Below are 16,660 nucleotides of genomic sequence, written 5' to 3'. Positions count from 1 at the left end.
GGCTGGAAGGTCAACAACAAGCGCATCCGCCGGCTGTGGCGTGAGGAGGGCCTGCGGGTCCCGCAGCGCCGCAAGAAGAAGCGTCTGACCGGTATTGGTGTCGCCGTTGGCGCGATGTCACCGATTCGTCCGAACGTGATCTGGGCGATGGACTTCCAGTTCGACACGACCGCCGATGGCCGCACCTTGAAGATGCTGAACGTGATCGACGAGTTCACCCGCGAAGCCCTCGCGATCAACGTTGATCGTGGCATCGACGCCGACGGCGTCGTCGCTGTCTTGGATCGCCTGGCCCTCAATCAAGGAGCGCCGGGCTACGTGCGCTTTGACAACGGTCCCGAGTTCGTGGCGCACGCCGTGAATGATTGGTGCCGGTTCAACGGCACCGGTTCGCTGTTCATCGATCCGGGCTCGCCTCTCTTAACCGGCTAATCGGGATATTCGATGTCGCTCGACACGCCGTTTTCCTGCGGTTCTTGACCGTGGTGGTGCGAGATGGGATATGTACATCTCATGACGAAGGAACTGTCTGCGGCTGTGGACGACGACGGCGTCTGGCAGTTGTGCGGAACGGCCGCAGAGAAGTTCGGGCTGGTGAATGAATTCCTGGGGTATCTGGCTGACCGGAATTTCTCCCCTCGAACCTGCCGTGCTTACGCCTATGACCTGCTGGCGTTCGCGCGGTGGCTGAGTGGCGAGCAGTTGGGTCTGGCGGAGGTGAATGTTGATGTGCTGCTGCGGTTCTTGACAGTGTGTCGGGAGGCGACGTTGCCGGGTCGGCCGGGTGGCAACGTGTATTCGATCCGTGATGGCCGTAATCAGGGGTATGCGCCGGCGACGATCAATCGGCGGTTAGCGGCGATTTCGAGCTTGTTTGCGTTCCGGGAGATGCGTGACCCGGATGCGCGTAGCCCAGTACGTGGCGGGCGGGCGGCCCGGTTGCGTTCGCGCGGTGAGCGTTCCGGGCTGTTGGCGCACACGGCGAAGCCGAAGTCGCGGTCGCAGCTGCGGGTCCGTGAGCCGCGCCGGTTGCCGCGGGGGTTGTCGCGGGAGGAGTCTGCGGCGCTGCTGGGCAGCTTCCGTAGCTGGCGTGACCGCGCGATCGGTGGGTTGATGCTGTTGTCGGGGCTGCGGTCTGCGGAGGTGCTCGGGTTGCGGGTCAGCGATGTCGACATTGCGCGCCGCTGGGTTCGGGTGTTCGGTAAGGGCGGCAAGGAACGGTCAGTGCCGATTGACACCGACATTGCCGGCGCGATCCAAACCTATCTGCTGGCCGAACGTCCTGAGACTGACGCTGATGCACTGTTCGTCGTCGCCAAAGGCGCCCATCGCGGACAGCCGCTGACCCCGGCGGGGCTGCGCACGGTGTTCCGGTATCACCGCGAGCGCTCCGGTGTCGCGGCGGGGCATCCACACGCGTTACGGCATTCGTTTGGCACCGCACTGGCCGAGGCGGGGGTCGACCTGTCGGTGATCCAAGCGCTGATGGGCCACGACCACGTCGACTCCGCTGCTGCCTACATCCACTTGGCCCCAACGTTTCTGCGTGAGGAGTTCGATGCCGCCCGTGCTCGCCTACGCGCGCGTTCCTGAGGTCGACCTGCTCGCCGCATACGACGAACACTGTGGTCGGCTGGGTTTGATCAGTGTGAACCTTGGCTCGGCCGCGCGAACGTTCCTGCGGCGCTGGCCCGATCCGCAGCGGTGGGCCGGTGAGCCGCTCGACGCGCGATTGACGGTTTCTCATCCCACCCGCTCGTTCGTAATGTTCTTGATGTTGGCCGGGTATCTGCGGCCCGGCTATGACTACCTGATCCGCCGCAAACTGGCCGTGTTCTGGCGGCATCTGCCACCGGGGCCGTTAGCCGAAGACCTGGCGTGGTTCCTGAGCGCCGCGCAAGAACTCGGCTTCACCGAACGCACCCGCAGCGCGGCCGCATCGCAGGTGATCGGCAGGCTACTCATCCAGACCGGCCGACGGTTGGATGCGTTGATCGACAACGATTTCGACGACTTGCTGGCCGCAAGCGCGGCGCGACACGGCCGAGGGAAAGCCAGTCGTCATTACAGCAGTGCCACCCACACCGCCCGGCAGGTCATGTTTCACCTCGGTGTGTTCACCGAACAGCCGGTCAACGCGACGAGTCTGCTACGGCAGAGCTTTGCGCAGCGGATGCGGGACGCCACCCCGGCGCTGCGCGGCTCGTTTGTGGCCTACCTCGATCGGTTGACCGCCACCCACAGCCGCGGCACGGTCACCGGCACCGCGACCCGGCTCAACCACTTCGCCGCGCATCTGGCCGCGGTCGACCCGGCGCTACCAAGCCTGGCCGGCCTGGACCGCCGCCGCCACATTGAGACCTACCTGACCGCGACTGCCGAGGCGATGAACTCGCGCACCGGCGCACCGATCCAGGCATCTGAGCGCCGCGGCCGGATCCTGGCAGTGCACTGCCTGCTCAACGACATCGCCGAATGGGGCTGGCCGCAAGCACCGCAGCGGCGCCTGGTGTTTCGCTCCGATATCCCTAAATTGCCCCGGGCCTTGCCCCGCTACCTCACCCCGGACCTGGATCGGCGCCTGACCCAAGCACTTCATACCTGGCCCGAGCGGCTGCCCGCTGATGCGTTGCTGCTGCAACGAGCGACCGGTTTGCGCATCGGTGAGCTCGTCGACCTAGAACTGGACAGCGTGCACGAGATCCCCGGCCAAGGCGCGTGGCTGAAGGTTCCGCTGGGCAAGCTGAATACCGAACGCATGGTGCCCCTCGACGAGGAAACCGTCGCGCTGATCGACCGCATCGTCGCCCACCGCTCACCCGGACGGCCGTTGCCCCACCCGCGCACGGCTCGACCCACCGACTACCTGCTCACCCACCACGGTCGGCGCCTGACCGTCGATCACCTTCGCGACGTCTTGACCCGCGTTACTACCGATGCCGGCCTACCGCACATCACCCCGCACCAACTGCGCCACACCTACGCCACCGCACTGGTCAACGCCGGTGTCTCCCTGCAGAGCCTGATGGCCTTGCTCGGCCATGTCTCGGCCGAGATGAGCCTGCGCTACGGACGGCTGTTCGACTCGACCGTGCGCACCGAATACGAGCGGGCCTTGGCCGCCGCCAAAGCCCATCTCGGTACCCTGCCCACCGAGCCACCCCAGGGACGCACCCAACTGCCGATCGTCGACGGCGACTGGAAACACGCCCCGGCGGTCAAGGCCCGCCTCGCCGGTGGCTTCTGCATCCGGGCCCAGGTCCAGGGCCCGTGCGCCTACGCCAATATTTGTGAACACTGCCCCAACTTCCGCACTGATACCGGTTACCTGCCCGTCCTGGCCGCTCAGCGTGCCGACACCGAAACCCTGGCTCGTGACGCCGAGGCCCGCGGCTGGACCGGTGAAGCCGAACGCCACCGCCGACTCATCGAACGCCTCGACGCCCACATCAGTCAGACACAGACCGGATGACACCCCAACAGCGCCGACAACACGTCGAAGATGCCTGCGCCGCAATCATTCTCGCCGGACAACAAGTGACCTTCGATGACGTCGCGGCCCGTACCGGACTCGGCCGAGCCACTCTCTACCGCAACTCCGACCTACGCAGAATCATCGAAGAACACCGCGCCCGCGGCAAGGAAGCCCACACCCTATCCGGACTCACCACCGAGATCGCCCACCTACGCATCGCGTTGGACGCCATCGCCACCACCGTGCGCCGCCACGAAGAAGAAATCCGCCGCCTACGAAAACCAAAAGCCGACTAAATGCACCGCTCAACAGGTGAAACCGCGCCAAGATTAGCCGGATAACCGTGGCAGAACGCCTGGATCGAGTCGTTCAACGGCCGGCTCCGCGACGAACTCACTCAACTCGTGGCGCTTCGACTCGCTGCTGGAAGCCCGCGTGATCATCGAAGACTGGCGCTGCGACTACAACGCCAACAGACCCCACTCCGCCCACGGCGAACTCACCCCAACCGAATTCGCCCTACAGTGGACCACGACCCACCAACCCCAAGCCGCATAGCGACTGGACCACCAAACGGGTCCCCCTCACGGTGATACCCATGTCTGAATTGCAGCTACGCGGCGATGGCCGCGGTCGAGCCGTGGGGTATCTCGGCGAACTGCGAGAGCAGATGTGCACGCCAATGCTGACCACCGCGTTGCGGGACATGCAGTGGCGTCTGCGACGCTTCATCATCGCGGCCATCGGCACTGGAATGGTATTCGCGCTGACCCTCATCATCACCGGGCTGACGCATGGTTTTCGTGTCGAGGCGCAGTGTGGTCGACTCGCTGGGCATTGACACCTACCTCATCCAGGTGGGCGCAGTAGGTCCGTTCATGGGTTCATCGAGGTTCCCGGAGGCAGAAACGCAGGCGATCGCCCGGCTCCCGGGCGTCGAATCGGCGATCCCGGTGGTCTACGGCAACACGATCCTGCAAGATCCGCGCTCGCCGCAAAACGTGAACGTCTACGGTGTGCCCGAGCAGGGGTTGAGGAGATCCAGGGTCTGGCGGGCGGTCGTCGGGGGCGTCCGGGTCGCACGTAGGCAACCAGATGAAGCGCTGGGGTAAGCCGCCGTCGACTCCACCCAAAAGTGCATGTGAGCGCAATGGCTGCACGCCGACGATCAGGCAAGCGCGATAGCTATGGGGGGCCACGACATTGCGCGTGTCCTTGCCGGAATTGGCGAAGCCAAGGGCTTCGCCAGAGTAGAGCTTGCGAAGCTCGGCGGACAGCGTCGAGCCTTGACGGCCAATCAGTGCCGTCAGTGTGTCGACTTCGGGGACGGTGAAGATCGCAGCCGTGACGGGATTTGAACTCTCGGCGGGTGTGCCCAAGGGGCGAAAAGTGCGGCCGGCTCCCTCACCGCTTCCGAGGGGAACTGAATCTACTCGGGGGCCACCGAATTTGATGCCGGCCGTCGCTGCGGCTTCGGCGCCGCCCTTACCAGCGCCGGACGGCCCGACCAAGGCGACGAACATGTTCAACGACATGCGGCCGCCTACCATGGCGGGAATAGCTACATGGGCGGGAATGCTGGCGACAGCGTGAGTCATCGCTGCGCCCAGCACTGCCCAGGGTCCGACTCTCCGTGCGCGAGCCAGCGTCAGAATGTGTTCAAGGACCGGTCGTGAAGACCAGAACGGCCCGTTGCCAGTCATTCGAGTTCAGCCTGCCTTGCGGTACTGGTGCTGGCGGCGAGGAGGCTGGCCCAACTCTTGATCTGTCTGCGCACCGAGGCGGTAACGACGATGGCCGCGTAACGCCGCGCGGTTTCAGGTGGCGCACCGGCGGTGTGGCTGCCATAGACATCCAGCAGGCCGTGCGGCGATCGAGTCCGCCGCGACCGCGTGTTCATCGAATACAAGTTCCGGTGCCGCGGCTGCGCGGGTTGTCTGAGACTGTCACGTAAACGTTTACTGTCGGTGGCATCATGCCGCGTCGCCCCCGCCCCGCCGAGTCGCCGCCTCTTGCTCGGTAATCCAACGCAGAACTTCCTCACGCCGGTACACGATTCGGCGCCCTAACGTGAAGCTTGTTGGGCCGAGATTTGCATGTCGCCAGTAATGCAACGTGCCAACGGGTACGCCAGTCATCGCGGAAACCTGGTGTGCATTGACCAACTCCATTTGATGCTCCTATCACACCATAGTGCTATTTCAACATTGCACAGCTTGTCACTGCCTCGCAGTGCTCGTCAAGCACTATGATGCGATTCATGCAACAACGTGGCGCAGCCGAATTTGGCAGCGACGAGTTCGGGCGCGCCTTCGGGGATACATTGCGGAGAGCCCGAGAGGAGCGGCGCTGGAGTCAGCGCCGACTCGCTGAAGAGATAGCTCGATACGGTGTGAAGTTGGATGCTTCCGCGATCACCCGGATCGAACGTGGAACTCGCGAAGTCAAACTGCGAGAGGCGAATGCGATCGCGCGGTGCATGCATTTGCTTCTCGACGATCTCGTTGACTCGCCTGAACACGATCCGTACGACCGATTCATGAGAACCCATACCGCGGCGATGGAGTGTGCGATGCGGGCAAGGGCTCAACTGGCAGAGATGGTGCAGTTTCTCTTGAGAGCATCGAAGATAGTCGACGCGTACCCCTACCTTGCGCCGATGAATGTCGTCGACGGTCAGTTAGACGGCACCGCCGGTGAGGCGTTCTTATCGCGCCACGCTCCAGATTTTCCTGAAGTTGAGCCGGAAGTGATGCTCGATGCGACTCCGCGGGTTCGAGATCTCCTGAACCAAGTCGCTGTCGCGGCATCTCAGGTCATTGTTGGATCGGCAGAGGAGCCTGATGCAGCGACGTAACCGCCGAGCTGGCGTGGAAGACAGGTGGCGTCGCGCGGATGGCACCTCCTCTGCGCGTGCTGGAAAGGGACGCCGTTGGCTCGCCCGTTATGTCGATAATCAGGGTTGCGAGAACAGCCGGTCATTCGAGCGCCGAGTCGAGGCGCAAGCATGGCTCGATGAGATCACGGCGAGTCAGGTGACCGGTGCGTACGTGGCACCGAAGGCGGGTCGAATCACCGTAGGGGAATTGCACGCCAAATGGGTTGATACACAAGGGCACTTGAAAGAAACGACCTCTTCTACACGCAGCTACACGTGGACCACCCATGTAGAGCCTCGGTGGGCCCTGGTCGCGGCCGCGGACGTACACACAAGCGCGATTCGGGCGTGGGTTCAAGAACTCGCGGCCGCAGGTACCGGCGTCTCGACAATCGAAAACGCCGTGAGCGTATTGCGCCAGGTGCTGGAGATGGCGGTTGAAGACCGCCGTATCGCTCGAAACCCCTGTGCTGGGCTCAAGCTCCCTCGGCGGGCGCACCGGCCCCGCGGATACCTGACACATCAACAGGTCGAATTGCTGGCCAGGGAAGTCGCTCTGGACGCGACGGTCGTCCGTTTCCTTGCATACACGGGCCTGCGGTGGGGTGAGATGGCCGCGCTACATGTCCGTGACGCAGACATGCTTCGCCGCCGAGTACTGGTTCGCCAGGCAGTCGCCGAAGTTCGCGGCCGGCTGGTGTGGTCCACACCGAAGTCGTACGAACAACGTTCGGTGCCATTTCCCGCATTCTTGGCGAACGAACTCGCCGCGCTCATGGTGGACAAGGATCGCGACGACCTGGTCTTTACCACCGCAGATGGGGGAGTGCTGCGTGTATCGCATTGGCGCCCCAGGGTCTTCAGCCCCGCCGTTCGACGGCTCACCCGCCAGATCAGAGGCTTCCCCACGGTGACGCCACACGATCTGCGTCGCACCGCGGCGTCGCTTGCGATCAGTGCGGGCGCCAACGTCAAGGCCGTGCAAACGATGTTGGGCCACGCTTCCGCAGTCCTCACGCTCGATACCTATGCGGACCTGTTCCCCGACGACTTGGAGCAGGTGTCAGCGGCGTTGGATCAGGCGCGCCTCGCGGCGCTTCGATCTACTGCGGACCAACTGCGGACTGAAATGGAACAGGGCTCTGATCGGAATATCCAGTCAGAGCCTTCTACCAGCGAGAACGCGTGTCGGGGTGGCGGGATTCGAACCCACGGCCTCTTCGTCCCGAACGAAGCGCGCTACCAAGCTGCGCCACACCCCGCTTGAAGCCACGACAGCCTATCGCACCGGCCCGTCGACTGGCCAAACCGCAGCGCAACGTTGGTCAGTTCCACCGACAAGCGCGTTCGAATTCCATCAGCGCCTCGGCGGAGCCTGTTGGACGATCCATTCCGGGACGGGGTTGCGCTCCTCGATCATCTGGTCGTAGATCGACTCGGCGATGTTGTTGTTGCCACGCCAGTCGGTGGCGCGTTCGGCATTGGTGAACTGGCCCAGGTAGTGTCCGCCGGTGTCTCGGGCCACACGCTGCGCTTCGGCATATACCTCACTTGAGGTCTGCACGAAATGGCAACGGCCACCGTGGGATTCGATCAACGCCACCTTGGCGGAGCTGGTGGCAGCCGGCATCACGGGATGAACGGCAGACCCAGCAACGCGGCGAAGTAGGCCACTGATAATTACCGTACCGCCGTCGAGCCCGAGGTTACCTCGACGACCGTGGTGCCCTCGTCGATCCACCCGTTGCAGAGCGCATAAAGGAACAGCGAGCGCGCCAGGCGATGCTTGAGGCTGCCGGTGATATGGGTCGTCTCGTCTTTGAGGTACAGCGCGACCTGAACATTGAGGCCGTCGGTGCACCAGGCCGACGGCAGCGGGTACCGGAGTAGGTACGTGCCGGCGCTGCGCCGGGCGTCGGCCTGGATCAGCCGGATCGCATTGTCGGTCCAGCAACGCGAGCGTCTGCGGACCGCGATCCGGGTCCGATCGGTCAGCGCAGCGAAGCTGCAGGCTGTGAGCGGCCCAGATCGCTGCGCGAATCCCGGTCACCCATCGGGCTGGCGATCAACGTCAGCAGGGTTGCTTCGGGCCTACAGCAGAACCGCACGGGTGCGAACGGCGAGGTTCCTATCCCGGCCGAGACGTGCAACTGCAGGTTCGCGCCCCAGCGTGACGGACCCTTTGCCCGGGACCGGTCCAGGCCGCAGTTCGTCACCAGAGCCCCGTAGAACGGCAGGCAGACCTGTCCGCCGTGGGTGTGGCCGGCCATCACCAGCTGGTAGCCATCGGCGGCGAAACGATCCAGCACCCGTGGCTCCGGCGAATGGATCAACCCCAGCCGCAGGTTGGCGGACGGGCTTGCCGGACCCGCGATCGTGTCGTAGCGGTCCCGGTCGATATGCGGGTCGTCCACGCCCGCAGCGGCGATGTGCAGGCCGGCGACCTCGAACTCCCGCCGGGTGTGGGTTAGGTCGAGCCAGCCGCGCTCGGTGAACGCCGCCCGCAGATCCTGCCAGGGCAGCGGCTCACCGCGGACCCGGTGCGATGGGTTGGTCAGGTAATTCAACGGGTTCTTCAGGCGCGGCCCGAAGTAGTCATTGCTGCCGAAGACGAAGACACCCGGTCGCGACAGCAGGTCGCCCAAGGTCTGGACGACCGCGGGCACGGCCCTGGGGTGCGCCAGGTTGTCGCCGGTATTGACGACCAGGTCGGGCTCCCAGCTGGCCAGCTCGCGCAGCCAGGCCTGTTTGCGGCGCTGATTGCGCAGCATGTGGAGATCGCTGATATGCAGCACCCGCAGCGGTGTGGAGCCCGGTGTCAAGACGGGCATGGTGATCTCGCGCAGAATGAACGCGTTGCGCTCGACGATCGCCGCGTAACCGATGCCGGCGACGGTCGAGCCAAGCGCAACGGCGCCGGTGCGTACCAGGGCGGGCAGAACATCAGCCATGCAGGCAGCTTACTGCCCGTCGGCGAGTGCGAGCGCATATCCTGCGCCACCGTGCCTACGGCGGCGGCGGGGGCGGCGGGGGTGCCAGGAGCGGAATGGTGATCGGCGGCAGGCCGGGAATCTCCACGACCTGCGATCCGACCGGGGGCGGTACCCCCGGCGCACCCTCCGGCGGCGGAGGCGGCGCCGGAGGGATGCCATTACTGACCTGGATCGTGATGATCGAACCCGGAATCGTTTGGCCGCTGGGTGTCGTTCCGACCACATCGCCGTATTTGGCGCTGCTGTTGACGGAGTTGGTTTGGTCGGAAACCTGGAAACCGGCGTCCTTCAGGCGCTGGCGTGCCGCGTCCACGTCCATGCCGGCGACGCTCGGGACCCGCGACGCGGGCGAGCCTTCGACATACCGCGGGTCGGTCGGCGGCAACTTCACCTCGCCGAAGTTGTTGGCGATGGGTTTCATCGCGGTGAACCACGTGTGCGCCGGCTCGTTGCCGCCGTACAAGTCGCCCTCGCCGCAATGCCGTAGCGGGGATGAGCACAGGTCCGTCGGTGTGGTTGAGTCGTCGTAGATGTAGTTCGCCGCCGCGTAGTGGCTCGTGAAGCCGACAAAGCCGGAGGATCGATGGGCCTCGGTGGTGCCGGTCTTCCCGGACACCGGTAGATCCCAGCCCGCCGCGCCGGCCGAACCCGCAGCCGTGCCACTGCCCAGCGCGTCTTTGCTCATCGCGTTGGCCATGGTGTTCGCCAAACCCTCGGGGACCACCTGATCGCAGGTCTCGGTGGTCACCGCGACTTCGTTCCCGTGGCGGTCGAACAGCTTGTCGATCGGGCTCGGTGGGCACCACACGCCGCCGGAAGCCAACGTGGCCGCCACATTCGACAACTCCAGCGCGTTCACCTCGATGGGGCCCAGCGTGAACGAGCCGATGTTCTGCCGTTTGACGAAATCGGCAAGGCTCTCGTTGCTGTCGGGGTTGTAGTCGCGGGCGGTGCCGGGATTGGCGTAGGACCGCAGGCCGAGCTTGATCGCCATGTCCACCGTGCGGGTCACCCCGACCTGCTGGATCAGTTTGGCGAAGGCCGTGTTGGGCGAGGTGGCCAGCGCGTCGGTCACATTCATCGAACCGCGGTAGTTACCGGCGTTGATCACGCACCAGGTGTCCTTGGGGCACCCCTTGGCCCCGCCACTGCCCATGCCCTTGGCCTGGAACCGGCCCGGCACCTCGAGCGTGGCGTTGATGCCCATACCCATGTCCAGCGCCGCGGCCGTGGTGAAGATCTTGAAGACGGACCCCGCACCGTCACCGACCAGGGAAAACGGCTGCGGTCGCATCGTCTCGCCGGCGTCGATGTCCAGCCCGTATGTGCGGTTGCTGGCCATTGCCATGACGTGGTGGGAATCCTTCCCCGGCGCGATAACACTCATCACGCTCGAGATGCCCGCCAGGGTCGGGCTGGCGAACTTGTCGATGGCCGCCTTGACCGGGCTCTGCACGTCCGGGTCCAACGTCGTGCGGATCATGTAGCCGCCTCTGGCCAGCTGTTCCTTGCTTATCCCGGCGCGGGACAGGTACTCCTGGACGTAGTCGCAGAAGAATGCTCGGTCGCCGGCCGCGATGCAGCCCCGAGGCAGCTCATTGGGCTGCGGCAATATCCCGAGCGGAGTGGTCTTGGCAGCGCGCAGGGCGTCGGCCTCTTGCGGCAGATTCTCGATCATGGTGTCCAGGACTAAGTTGCGCCGGGCCAACGCGCCATCTGGGTTCGTATAGGGGTTGAGCGAGCTGGTCGACTGGACTATGCCGGCTAGCAGGGCCGCCTGCTGCCAGTTCAGATCCGACGCGTTGATGCCGAAGTAGGTTTGCGCCGCGTCCTGCACCCCGAACGAGCCGTTGCCGAACGAGACCAGGTTCAGGTAGCGGGTCAGGATCTCGGGCTTGGTAAAGGTCTTGTCCAGCGTGAGCGCCATCCGGATCTCGCGCAGCTTACGGGCCGGAGTGGTTTCGACGGCCGCGCGCTTTTCGGCATCGGTTTGGGCCGTTACCAGCAGTTGGTAGTTCTTCACGTACTGCTGTTCGATAGTCGAACCACCGCGCGTATCGACGTCGCCGGATGCGTAGCCGGCCAGCCCGGTCAGGGTGCCCTTCCAGTCCACTCCGTTGTGGTCGGCGAACCGCTTGTCCTCGATCGAGACGATCGCCAGCTTCATCGTGTTGGCGATCTTGTCCGTCGGCACCTCGAATCGGCGCTGTGAATACAGCCATGCGATGACGTTGCCCTTTTTGTCGACCATCGTCGACACCGCCGGCACCTCACCCTGGAGAAGCTGGGTCGAGCCGTTAGCGACCACTTCGGAGGCCCGATTGGACATCAGCCCCAGTCCACCCGCCAGCGGGAACATCAGCGCCGTGGCGACCACGCTGGCCAACAAACAGCACCCCGCGAGCTTGAGAAGCGTGAGAGCGGCCGGGGGGCGGTCTGACATGCGTACTAGGGTAGCGGCCCCCGTCACGTCGGCGCGCGGATCAGCAGAGCTATCGACCAGCCACGCCCTGACCAGCGAACTTACGATCGCTTTAGTACAAATTTGTGTTTGCGTCACTGGTCAGCTACCGGGATGAGGTGCGCCAGCCCCCGGCCGGAATTATCGTTCGGTACGAGACTGCACGCGCGTCCCAAAAAAAGCGTTATGAGACTGTTGCGCAATTGCCACCTGACCACCTAACTTAGACACACGGTGAGATTCAGATAACACCGATTTGCATAGTGTGGCCTAGATCGCAGCTGGGATCTGCCACCCGAGGAGGGCGGTCGCGACTGGCGGCCGGGAGGAAGGGAACAGCTCGTGGCAGGAACACGGCCGGCCGCGCGTAGAACGAACATTGCGGCTGCCCAAACGGTACTCCGCAGTGTCGACGCCGAAGAACGGATTGCCTGGGTCTCAAAAGCACTGTGTCGGACCACTGACCCCGACGAACTCTTTGTTCGGGGCGCCGCGCAACGTAAGGCGGCGGTGATCTGCCGGCACTGCCCGGTGATGCAAGAGTGCGGGGCGGACGCGTTGGACAACAAGGTCGAGTTCGGGGTTTGGGGCGGCATGACCGAGCGCCAGCGCAGGGCCCTGCTGAGGCAACACCCCGACGTCGTCTCGTGGGCGGACTTCTTCGACAAGCGCAGAAATCGCGGCATCTGCTGATTCCGCCGGTCCGCGCACTCGCCGTGCAGCGGATCGGGCGCGAGCCTCCCGGGGGTACTGAAAACCTCGGTTTTCATGATTACGTTTTTGTTACAGCACTCGATGGCTGTCTTTATTAGAGTTTGTCTAATAGCTAACTGGCTTGTGTCGAATACTAACTGGCTTGTGCCAAATAGGAATTCGGCGGCGACGACTGGCTCGCTCCGAACAGGGACTCGCTTGTGACAAATAAGAGCTGGTGGGCTCCAGCCAGGTATTTTGCCGCGACTTGGCTCTGCGCCACGCAGGACCGGCTACTGCCCAATCGGTTGTGGGCGCTTCAGCGGGCCGCCGCACGGCCCGCATCGTCGCCCGCGGTGATCTGATCGGCGAGCGCGCGCAGCGCGTCCAGATCCGAAACGTCGAACGGCAGCGACGGAACCCCGATGACCGGCACGTGCGGGTGAGCTCCGGTGAATCGGGACAGCAATCTAACCTCCCGCTTGGCGGTTTGCCCGCGGTCGGCATGAATCCTCAGCACCGCTGCGGCCAGCGCCGCGGCCTCAGAATCCGTTTTGGCCTCCAACGTTTCGGTTCCGTCGATCGCACGCTCGACCGGCAGGGAACACAACGTCGGGTGGGTGCGATTCAGGACGAGTCCCGCCAGTGGCATAGCTTCCTGTGACAGCCGGTCGACAAAGAAGGCCGCCTCGCGCAGTGCGTCGGGCTCGGCCGCCGACACCACCACAAACTGCGTACCGCGCCTCTTCAGCAGGGCATAGGTGCGATCCGCTTTCTCGCGGAAACCGCCGAATGTGGCGTCCAGCGATTGGACGAACGCCGCTGCGTCGCCCAGCATCTGTGAACCGAGCACGGTAGACAGCGCCTTCATCGCCAAACCCATTGCACCGGTTACCAATCGCCCGATGCCTCGGCCGGGCGCGAGCAGCAGCCGCCACAATCGGCTATCCATGAAGCTGCCCAGTCGTTTTGGGGCGTCCAAGAAATCCAGCGCATTGCGCGACGGGGGAGTATCGACCACAACCAGGTCCCATCGGTCCTCGCTCAGCAATTGACCCAGCTTCTCCATTGCCATGTACTCTTGCGTGCCAGCCAGCGAAGTGGCGACTGTCTGGTAGAACTGGTTATCCAGAATCGCTTGTGCCCGGCCAGGTCCGGAGTATTGCGTCACCATTTCGTCGAACGTGCGGCGCATGTCGAGCATCATCGCGTGCAGCTCCCCGGAGACTTCGGGAGCCAGCGGCACCCGCTGGGGGGTGTTGCCCAGGTCGTTGACTCCCAGCGCTTGTGCCAGCCGCTTGGCGGGGTCAATCGTCAAAACACAAACCGTGCGGCCATATTCCGCTGCGCGCAGCGCCATCGCAGCCGCGGTCGTGGTCTTGCCCACGCCACCCGCGCCACAGCACACGACCACCCGGTTGGATGTGTCGGCCAGAATTGCCGCCATATCCAGGGTTTTCGGCGTGATACTCATCGAACTCCCTGCTGTGCAAGCGATTCCGAAAGTTCATACAGGCTGCCGAGGTCGACGCCATCGGAGATCGCCGGTAGTTCCAGCCGCGGCACCTTTAACGCATCGAGCTGTTGCGCGGTCTCTGCGCGCGCGGTGATCCTGGTCGCATGCTCGATGGTTTCGGTCAGCAGGCCGGCGAAATCGGTGTCGTCGAGCTTGATTCCGGCGATCTGCAACCCGGCCCGCACCGAATCTGCGTCGACGTCTCCCTCGGCGGCCTTCGCCAGGTCGCGGGGCTCGAGGCAAGACGGGATGTTCCGGTTCACGATCACGCTGCCGATCGGCAGCTCCATCTCGGCGAGCTCCTCGATGGCTTCGAGTGTTTCCTGCACCGGCAATGCTTCCAGCAGAGTGACCAGGTGGATGGCGGTCTGGTCGGAGTGCAGCAACTTCACCACGCCCTCGCTCTGTGAGTGCACCGGCCCGCCCTTGGCCAGATCGGCCACCGCCTTGGTGACATCCAGAAAACGCGCGATCCGGCCCGTCGGCGGTGCGTCGACGACGATCGCGTCATAGACCGGAACCCTGTTCTTATCGACGCGCACCACCGACTCCTTGATCTTGCCGGTGAGCAGCACGTCGCGCAGACCGGGCGCGATCGTCGTCGCGAATTCGATCGCACCGATGCGGCGCATCGCGCGGCCCGCGATGCCGAGGTTGTAGAACATGTCGAGGTATTCCAGGAACGCGGCCTCGATGTCGATTGCCAGCGCGTTGACCTGGCCGCCGCGTTCGGCGGTCGCGATCTTGAGTTCCTCATACGGCAGGGGCGGGACGTCGAATAGTTGAGCAATCCCTTGGCGGCCCTCGACTTCCACGAGGAGGACTTTGCGGCCTCCCGCTGCGAGCGTCAGCGCCAGCGCGGCCGCCACCGTCGACTTACCCGTACCGCCTTTGCCGGTCACGATATGCAAGCGGGCCTTCGACAAGCGCGCCGGCCAGCCGACGGAACTACCGCCGCTAGGAGTGGTTGCCACCATCGCATGCTAGCCCGACCGCCTCACTCGTCCCGCAAATCGGTGCGGTACCCGCGAAGCGCTCAATCGGCTGGCCACCGGGCCCGAGCCGTTCGAAATCGACCGATAAGCTCGCGTCATGACCCAACCGACCGCATGGGAGTACGCCACGATTCCGCTGCTGACCCACGCCACCAAACAGATCCTCGACCAGTGGGGTGCCGATGGCTGGGAGCTGGTGGCCGTACTGCCCGGGCCCACCGGCGAGCAGCACGTCGCGTATCTGAAGCGGCCAAAGTAGGTGAGTGCTTCGGTCCGGCTCGGGCAGCTTGGCGTGGTGCTTCCGGCGGTGGTTGCGCCGCTGGCGTCCTATGTACCGGCGGTGCGCACCGGCAACCTGGTCTACACCTCGGGTCAGCTGCCGCTCGAGGCCGGCAAGTTGGCGCGAACCGGCAAGGTCGGCGCCGACGTCAGCGCCGAAGAGGCCGGCGCGATGGCGCGGATCTGCGCCCTCAACGCACTGGCCGCGGTGGACTCGCTGATCGGCATCGACGCGGTGACCCGGGTGGTCAAGGTCGTCGGGTTCGTCGCATCGGCACCGGGTTTCAACGGCCAGCCAAGCGTGGTCAACGGGGCGTCCGACCTACTTGCCGAGGTGTTCGGCGATAAAGGCGCGCACGCGCGTTCGGCTGTCGGCGTATCGGAGCTGCCACTGGATGCGCCCGTGGAAGTCGAGTTGATCGTGGAGGTCGGCTCACGGCTGTGACCGAGGCTGCCGAGTCGCTGACCCATCCCGCATACCGCCGGTTGCGGGCGGTCACCGACACTGCGTCGGTGCTGTTGGCAGACAATCCCGGTTTGCTGACGCTGGAGGGCACCAACACGTGGGTGCTGCGGGGTCCCGGCAGCGACGAGTTGGTCATCGTGGATCCCGGGCCCGATGACGACGAGCACGTCGCCGGGATTGCCTCGCTGGGCCGCATCGCGCTGGTGCTGATCAGTCACCGGCACGGCGATCACACCGACGGCATCGACAAACTGGTCGAGCTGACCGACGCGACCGTGCGCTCGGCGGGTAGCGGATTCTTGCGTGGCCTCGGCGGTGAGCTGATCGACGGGGAGGTGATCGATGCCGCCGGCCTGAAGATCAAGGTGATGGCGACTCCGGGGCACACCGCCGACTCGCTGTCGTTCGTCCTCGACGACGCGGTCCTGACCGCGGACAGTGTGCTGGGCCGTGGAACCACCGTCATCGATAAGGAAGATGGCAGCCTGGGCGATTACCTGGAGTCACTGCGGCGGCTGCGCGGCCTGGGGCGGCGCACGGTGTTGCCCGGCCACGGGCCGGAGTTGGCCGACCTGGAAGCCGCCGCGTCGGGATACCTGATGCACCGGCACGAACGCCTGGAGCAGGTCCGCGCCGCGTTGTCGGATCTCGGCGGTGACGCGACCACCCGCCAGATCGTCGAGCACGTCTATGTCGACGTCGACGAGAAACTCTGGGATGCGGCCGAATGGTCGGTTCAGGCGCAGCTGGACTATCTGCGTCGCTGAGGCCTTCGGTCGCCGAGTCTGCGCGGAGCGCGTCGAAACTGCGCACACAGTGCGCCCGCTAGCCATTCCGTAGCACTGGGCGCAGTCTCGATGACTCGAAGGATTGCACGCGCTTACCTCGCTCGGGGCTGGATGCT

16 protein-coding genes, 1 tRNA gene and 4 pseudogenes are annotated in these 16,660 nt (G+C 64.7%); 13 read left to right on the top strand and 8 right to left on the bottom strand.

Going from position 1 to position 16,660, the window contains the following annotated elements:
• The 7 genes and pseudogenes from ACLP4W_RS15295 to ACLP4W_RS15265 form a co-directional block, all read left to right on the top strand.
• Positions 1-417 (top strand): annotated as a pseudogene (locus tag ACLP4W_RS15295) (DDE-type integrase/transposase/recombinase); the annotation flags it as partial.
• 96 nt (positions 418-513) lie between these two features.
• Entirely contained in the window at positions 514-1,593 is a 1,080-nt protein-coding gene (locus ACLP4W_RS15290) for a tyrosine-type recombinase/integrase (protein WP_442387254.1), read from the top strand.
• Complete coding sequence (locus ACLP4W_RS15285; RefSeq protein WP_442387252.1) at positions 1,559-3,472, top strand: tyrosine-type recombinase/integrase; 1,914 nt, start codon at positions 1,559-1,561, stop codon at positions 3,470-3,472. The genes ACLP4W_RS15290 and ACLP4W_RS15285 overlap by 35 nt, the downstream gene beginning before the upstream one ends.
• Positions 3,469-3,771, top strand: a complete 303-nt coding sequence (locus ACLP4W_RS15280) for a DUF6262 family protein (protein WP_324441129.1) — start codon at positions 3,469-3,471, stop codon at positions 3,769-3,771. The genes ACLP4W_RS15285 and ACLP4W_RS15280 overlap by 4 nt, the downstream gene beginning before the upstream one ends.
• Positions 3,772-3,816: 45 nt before the next feature.
• Positions 3,817-4,033, top strand: a pseudogene (locus tag ACLP4W_RS15275) (integrase core domain-containing protein); the annotation flags it as partial.
• 40 nt (positions 4,034-4,073) lie between these two features.
• The gene (locus tag ACLP4W_RS15270) at positions 4,074-4,316 is read left to right on the top strand and encodes a hypothetical protein (protein ID WP_442387250.1); all 243 of its coding nucleotides are present in this window, start codon (positions 4,074-4,076) and stop codon (positions 4,314-4,316) included.
• A complete protein-coding gene (locus tag ACLP4W_RS15265; RefSeq protein ID WP_442387248.1) occupies positions 4,294-4,587 on the top strand; it encodes a hypothetical protein in 294 nt (97 codons plus the stop codon). The genes ACLP4W_RS15270 and ACLP4W_RS15265 overlap by 23 nt, the downstream gene beginning before the upstream one ends.
• 587 nt (positions 4,588-5,174) lie before the next feature.
• On the opposite strand, the gene ACLP4W_RS15260 is transcribed toward ACLP4W_RS15265, so the two are convergent.
• Both ACLP4W_RS15260 and ACLP4W_RS15255 read right to left on the bottom strand, forming a co-directional pair.
• Positions 5,175-5,375: a hypothetical protein gene (locus ACLP4W_RS15260; protein ID WP_442387246.1), complete on the bottom strand. Its 201-nt coding sequence runs from the start codon at positions 5,373-5,375 to the stop codon at positions 5,175-5,177.
• A 73-nt stretch (positions 5,376-5,448) separates the two neighbouring features.
• The gene (locus ACLP4W_RS15255; RefSeq protein ID WP_442387244.1) at positions 5,449-5,646 is read right to left on the bottom strand and encodes a helix-turn-helix transcriptional regulator; all 198 of its coding nucleotides are present in this window, start codon (positions 5,644-5,646) and stop codon (positions 5,449-5,451) included.
• 89 nt (positions 5,647-5,735) lie between these two features.
• On the opposite strand from ACLP4W_RS15255, the gene ACLP4W_RS15250 reads away from it, so the two are divergent.
• Positions 5,736-6,332, top strand: coding sequence for a helix-turn-helix domain-containing protein (locus ACLP4W_RS15250; RefSeq protein WP_442387242.1), 597 nt, complete (start codon positions 5,736-5,738; stop codon positions 6,330-6,332).
• Positions 6,319-7,380 (top strand): annotated as a pseudogene (locus tag ACLP4W_RS15245) (tyrosine-type recombinase/integrase); the annotation flags it as partial. The gene ACLP4W_RS15250 and the pseudogene ACLP4W_RS15245, both read left to right, overlap by 14 nt.
• A gap of 161 nt (positions 7,381-7,541) precedes the next feature.
• On the opposite strand, the gene ACLP4W_RS15240 reads toward ACLP4W_RS15245, so the two are convergent.
• The 4 genes and pseudogenes from ACLP4W_RS15240 to ponA2 all read right to left on the bottom strand — a co-directional run bounded on the left by ACLP4W_RS15240 (position 7,542) and on the right by ponA2 (position 11,789).
• Positions 7,542-7,615: transfer RNA gene (locus ACLP4W_RS15240), tRNA-Pro, on the bottom strand.
• Positions 7,616-7,734: 119 nt separating this feature from the next.
• Positions 7,735-8,348, bottom strand: a pseudogene (locus ACLP4W_RS15235) (pyridoxal-phosphate dependent enzyme); the annotation flags it as partial.
• Positions 8,345-9,304: a metallophosphoesterase gene (locus ACLP4W_RS15230; protein ID WP_442387240.1), complete on the bottom strand. Its 960-nt coding sequence runs from the start codon at positions 9,302-9,304 to the stop codon at positions 8,345-8,347. The gene ACLP4W_RS15230 and the pseudogene ACLP4W_RS15235, both read right to left, overlap by 4 nt.
• 55 nt (positions 9,305-9,359) lie before the next feature.
• Positions 9,360-11,789 carry a transglycosylase/D,D-transpeptidase PonA2 gene (ponA2, locus tag ACLP4W_RS15225; RefSeq protein WP_442387238.1) on the bottom strand — a complete coding sequence of 810 codons (2,430 nt, stop codon included), beginning with the start codon at positions 11,787-11,789 and terminating at the stop codon, positions 9,360-9,362.
• Positions 11,790-12,149: 360 nt separating this feature from the next.
• Here ponA2 and ACLP4W_RS15220 point away from each other — a divergent pair, with 360 nt between their 5' ends.
• Positions 12,150-12,500, top strand: coding sequence for a WhiB family transcriptional regulator (locus ACLP4W_RS15220; protein ID WP_442387237.1), 351 nt, complete (start codon positions 12,150-12,152; stop codon positions 12,498-12,500).
• 319 nt (positions 12,501-12,819) lie between these two features.
• Here ACLP4W_RS15220 and ACLP4W_RS15215 read toward each other — a convergent pair whose 3' ends face one another.
• Entirely contained in the window at positions 12,820-13,974 is a 1,155-nt protein-coding gene (locus tag ACLP4W_RS15215; protein WP_442387235.1) for an ArsA family ATPase, read from the bottom strand.
• Positions 13,971-14,993 carry an ArsA-related P-loop ATPase gene (locus ACLP4W_RS15210; protein WP_442387233.1) on the bottom strand — a complete coding sequence of 341 codons (1,023 nt, stop codon included), beginning with the start codon at positions 14,991-14,993 and terminating at the stop codon, positions 13,971-13,973. Before ACLP4W_RS15210 ends, ACLP4W_RS15215 begins: the two co-directional genes overlap by 4 nt.
• Positions 14,994-15,108: 115 nt before the next feature.
• Here ACLP4W_RS15210 and ACLP4W_RS15205 point away from each other — a divergent pair, with 115 nt between their 5' ends.
• Genes ACLP4W_RS15205 through ACLP4W_RS15195 form a run of 3 tightly spaced genes read left to right on the top strand, consistent with a single transcriptional unit; the run spans position 15,109 to position 16,523 of the window.
• Positions 15,109-15,270, top strand: coding sequence for a hypothetical protein (locus ACLP4W_RS15205; protein ID WP_424737013.1), 162 nt, complete (start codon positions 15,109-15,111; stop codon positions 15,268-15,270).
• Positions 15,271-15,735 (top strand): RidA family protein, encoded by a 465-nt coding sequence (locus tag ACLP4W_RS15200; protein WP_442387231.1) that lies wholly within the window; start codon positions 15,271-15,273, stop codon positions 15,733-15,735. It begins immediately after the preceding gene.
• Entirely contained in the window at positions 15,732-16,523 is a 792-nt protein-coding gene (locus ACLP4W_RS15195) for an MBL fold metallo-hydrolase (protein ID WP_442387228.1), read from the top strand. The genes ACLP4W_RS15200 and ACLP4W_RS15195 overlap by 4 nt, the downstream gene beginning before the upstream one ends.
• The last annotated feature ends 137 nt before the right edge of the window (positions 16,524-16,660 follow it).

This window comes from Mycobacterium sp. (assembly GCF_052145595.1).
Taxonomy (GTDB): Bacteria; Actinomycetota; Actinomycetes; order Mycobacteriales; family Mycobacteriaceae; genus Mycobacterium.
The sequence above is the reverse complement of the archived record's forward strand: the minus strand, read 5'-3'. Positions and strand labels throughout refer to the sequence as shown.

What these genes read in the sequence shown, in the direction of transcription:
- ACLP4W_RS15210 (WP_442387233.1), bottom strand. Translation starts at nt 14,993, where the DNA reads ATGGTGGCAACCACTCCTAGCGGCGGTAGTTCCGTCGGCTGGCCGGCG.
- ACLP4W_RS15290 (WP_442387254.1), top strand. Translation starts at nt 514, where the DNA reads ATGACGAAGGAACTGTCTGCGGCTGTGGACGACGACGGCGTCTGGCAG.
- ACLP4W_RS15215 (WP_442387235.1), bottom strand. Translation starts at nt 13,974, where the DNA reads ATGAGTATCACGCCGAAAACCCTGGATATGGCGGCAATTCTGGCCGAC.
- ACLP4W_RS15255 (WP_442387244.1), bottom strand. Translation starts at nt 5,646, where the DNA reads ATGGAGTTGGTCAATGCACACCAGGTTTCCGCGATGACTGGCGTACCC.
- ACLP4W_RS15205 (WP_424737013.1), top strand. Translation starts at nt 15,109, where the DNA reads ATGACCCAACCGACCGCATGGGAGTACGCCACGATTCCGCTGCTGACC.
- ACLP4W_RS15285 (WP_442387252.1), top strand. Translation starts at nt 1,559, where the DNA reads ATGCCGCCCGTGCTCGCCTACGCGCGCGTTCCTGAGGTCGACCTGCTC.
- ACLP4W_RS15230 (WP_442387240.1), bottom strand. Translation starts at nt 9,304, where the DNA reads ATGGCTGATGTTCTGCCCGCCCTGGTACGCACCGGCGCCGTTGCGCTT.
- ACLP4W_RS15270 (WP_442387250.1), top strand. Translation starts at nt 4,074, where the DNA reads ATGTCTGAATTGCAGCTACGCGGCGATGGCCGCGGTCGAGCCGTGGGG.
- ACLP4W_RS15280 (WP_324441129.1), top strand. Translation starts at nt 3,469, where the DNA reads ATGACACCCCAACAGCGCCGACAACACGTCGAAGATGCCTGCGCCGCA.
- ponA2 (WP_442387238.1), bottom strand. Translation starts at nt 11,789, where the DNA reads ATGTCAGACCGCCCCCCGGCCGCTCTCACGCTTCTCAAGCTCGCGGGG.
- ACLP4W_RS15260 (WP_442387246.1), bottom strand. Translation starts at nt 5,375, where the DNA reads ATGAACACGCGGTCGCGGCGGACTCGATCGCCGCACGGCCTGCTGGAT.
- ACLP4W_RS15250 (WP_442387242.1), top strand. Translation starts at nt 5,736, where the DNA reads ATGCAACAACGTGGCGCAGCCGAATTTGGCAGCGACGAGTTCGGGCGC.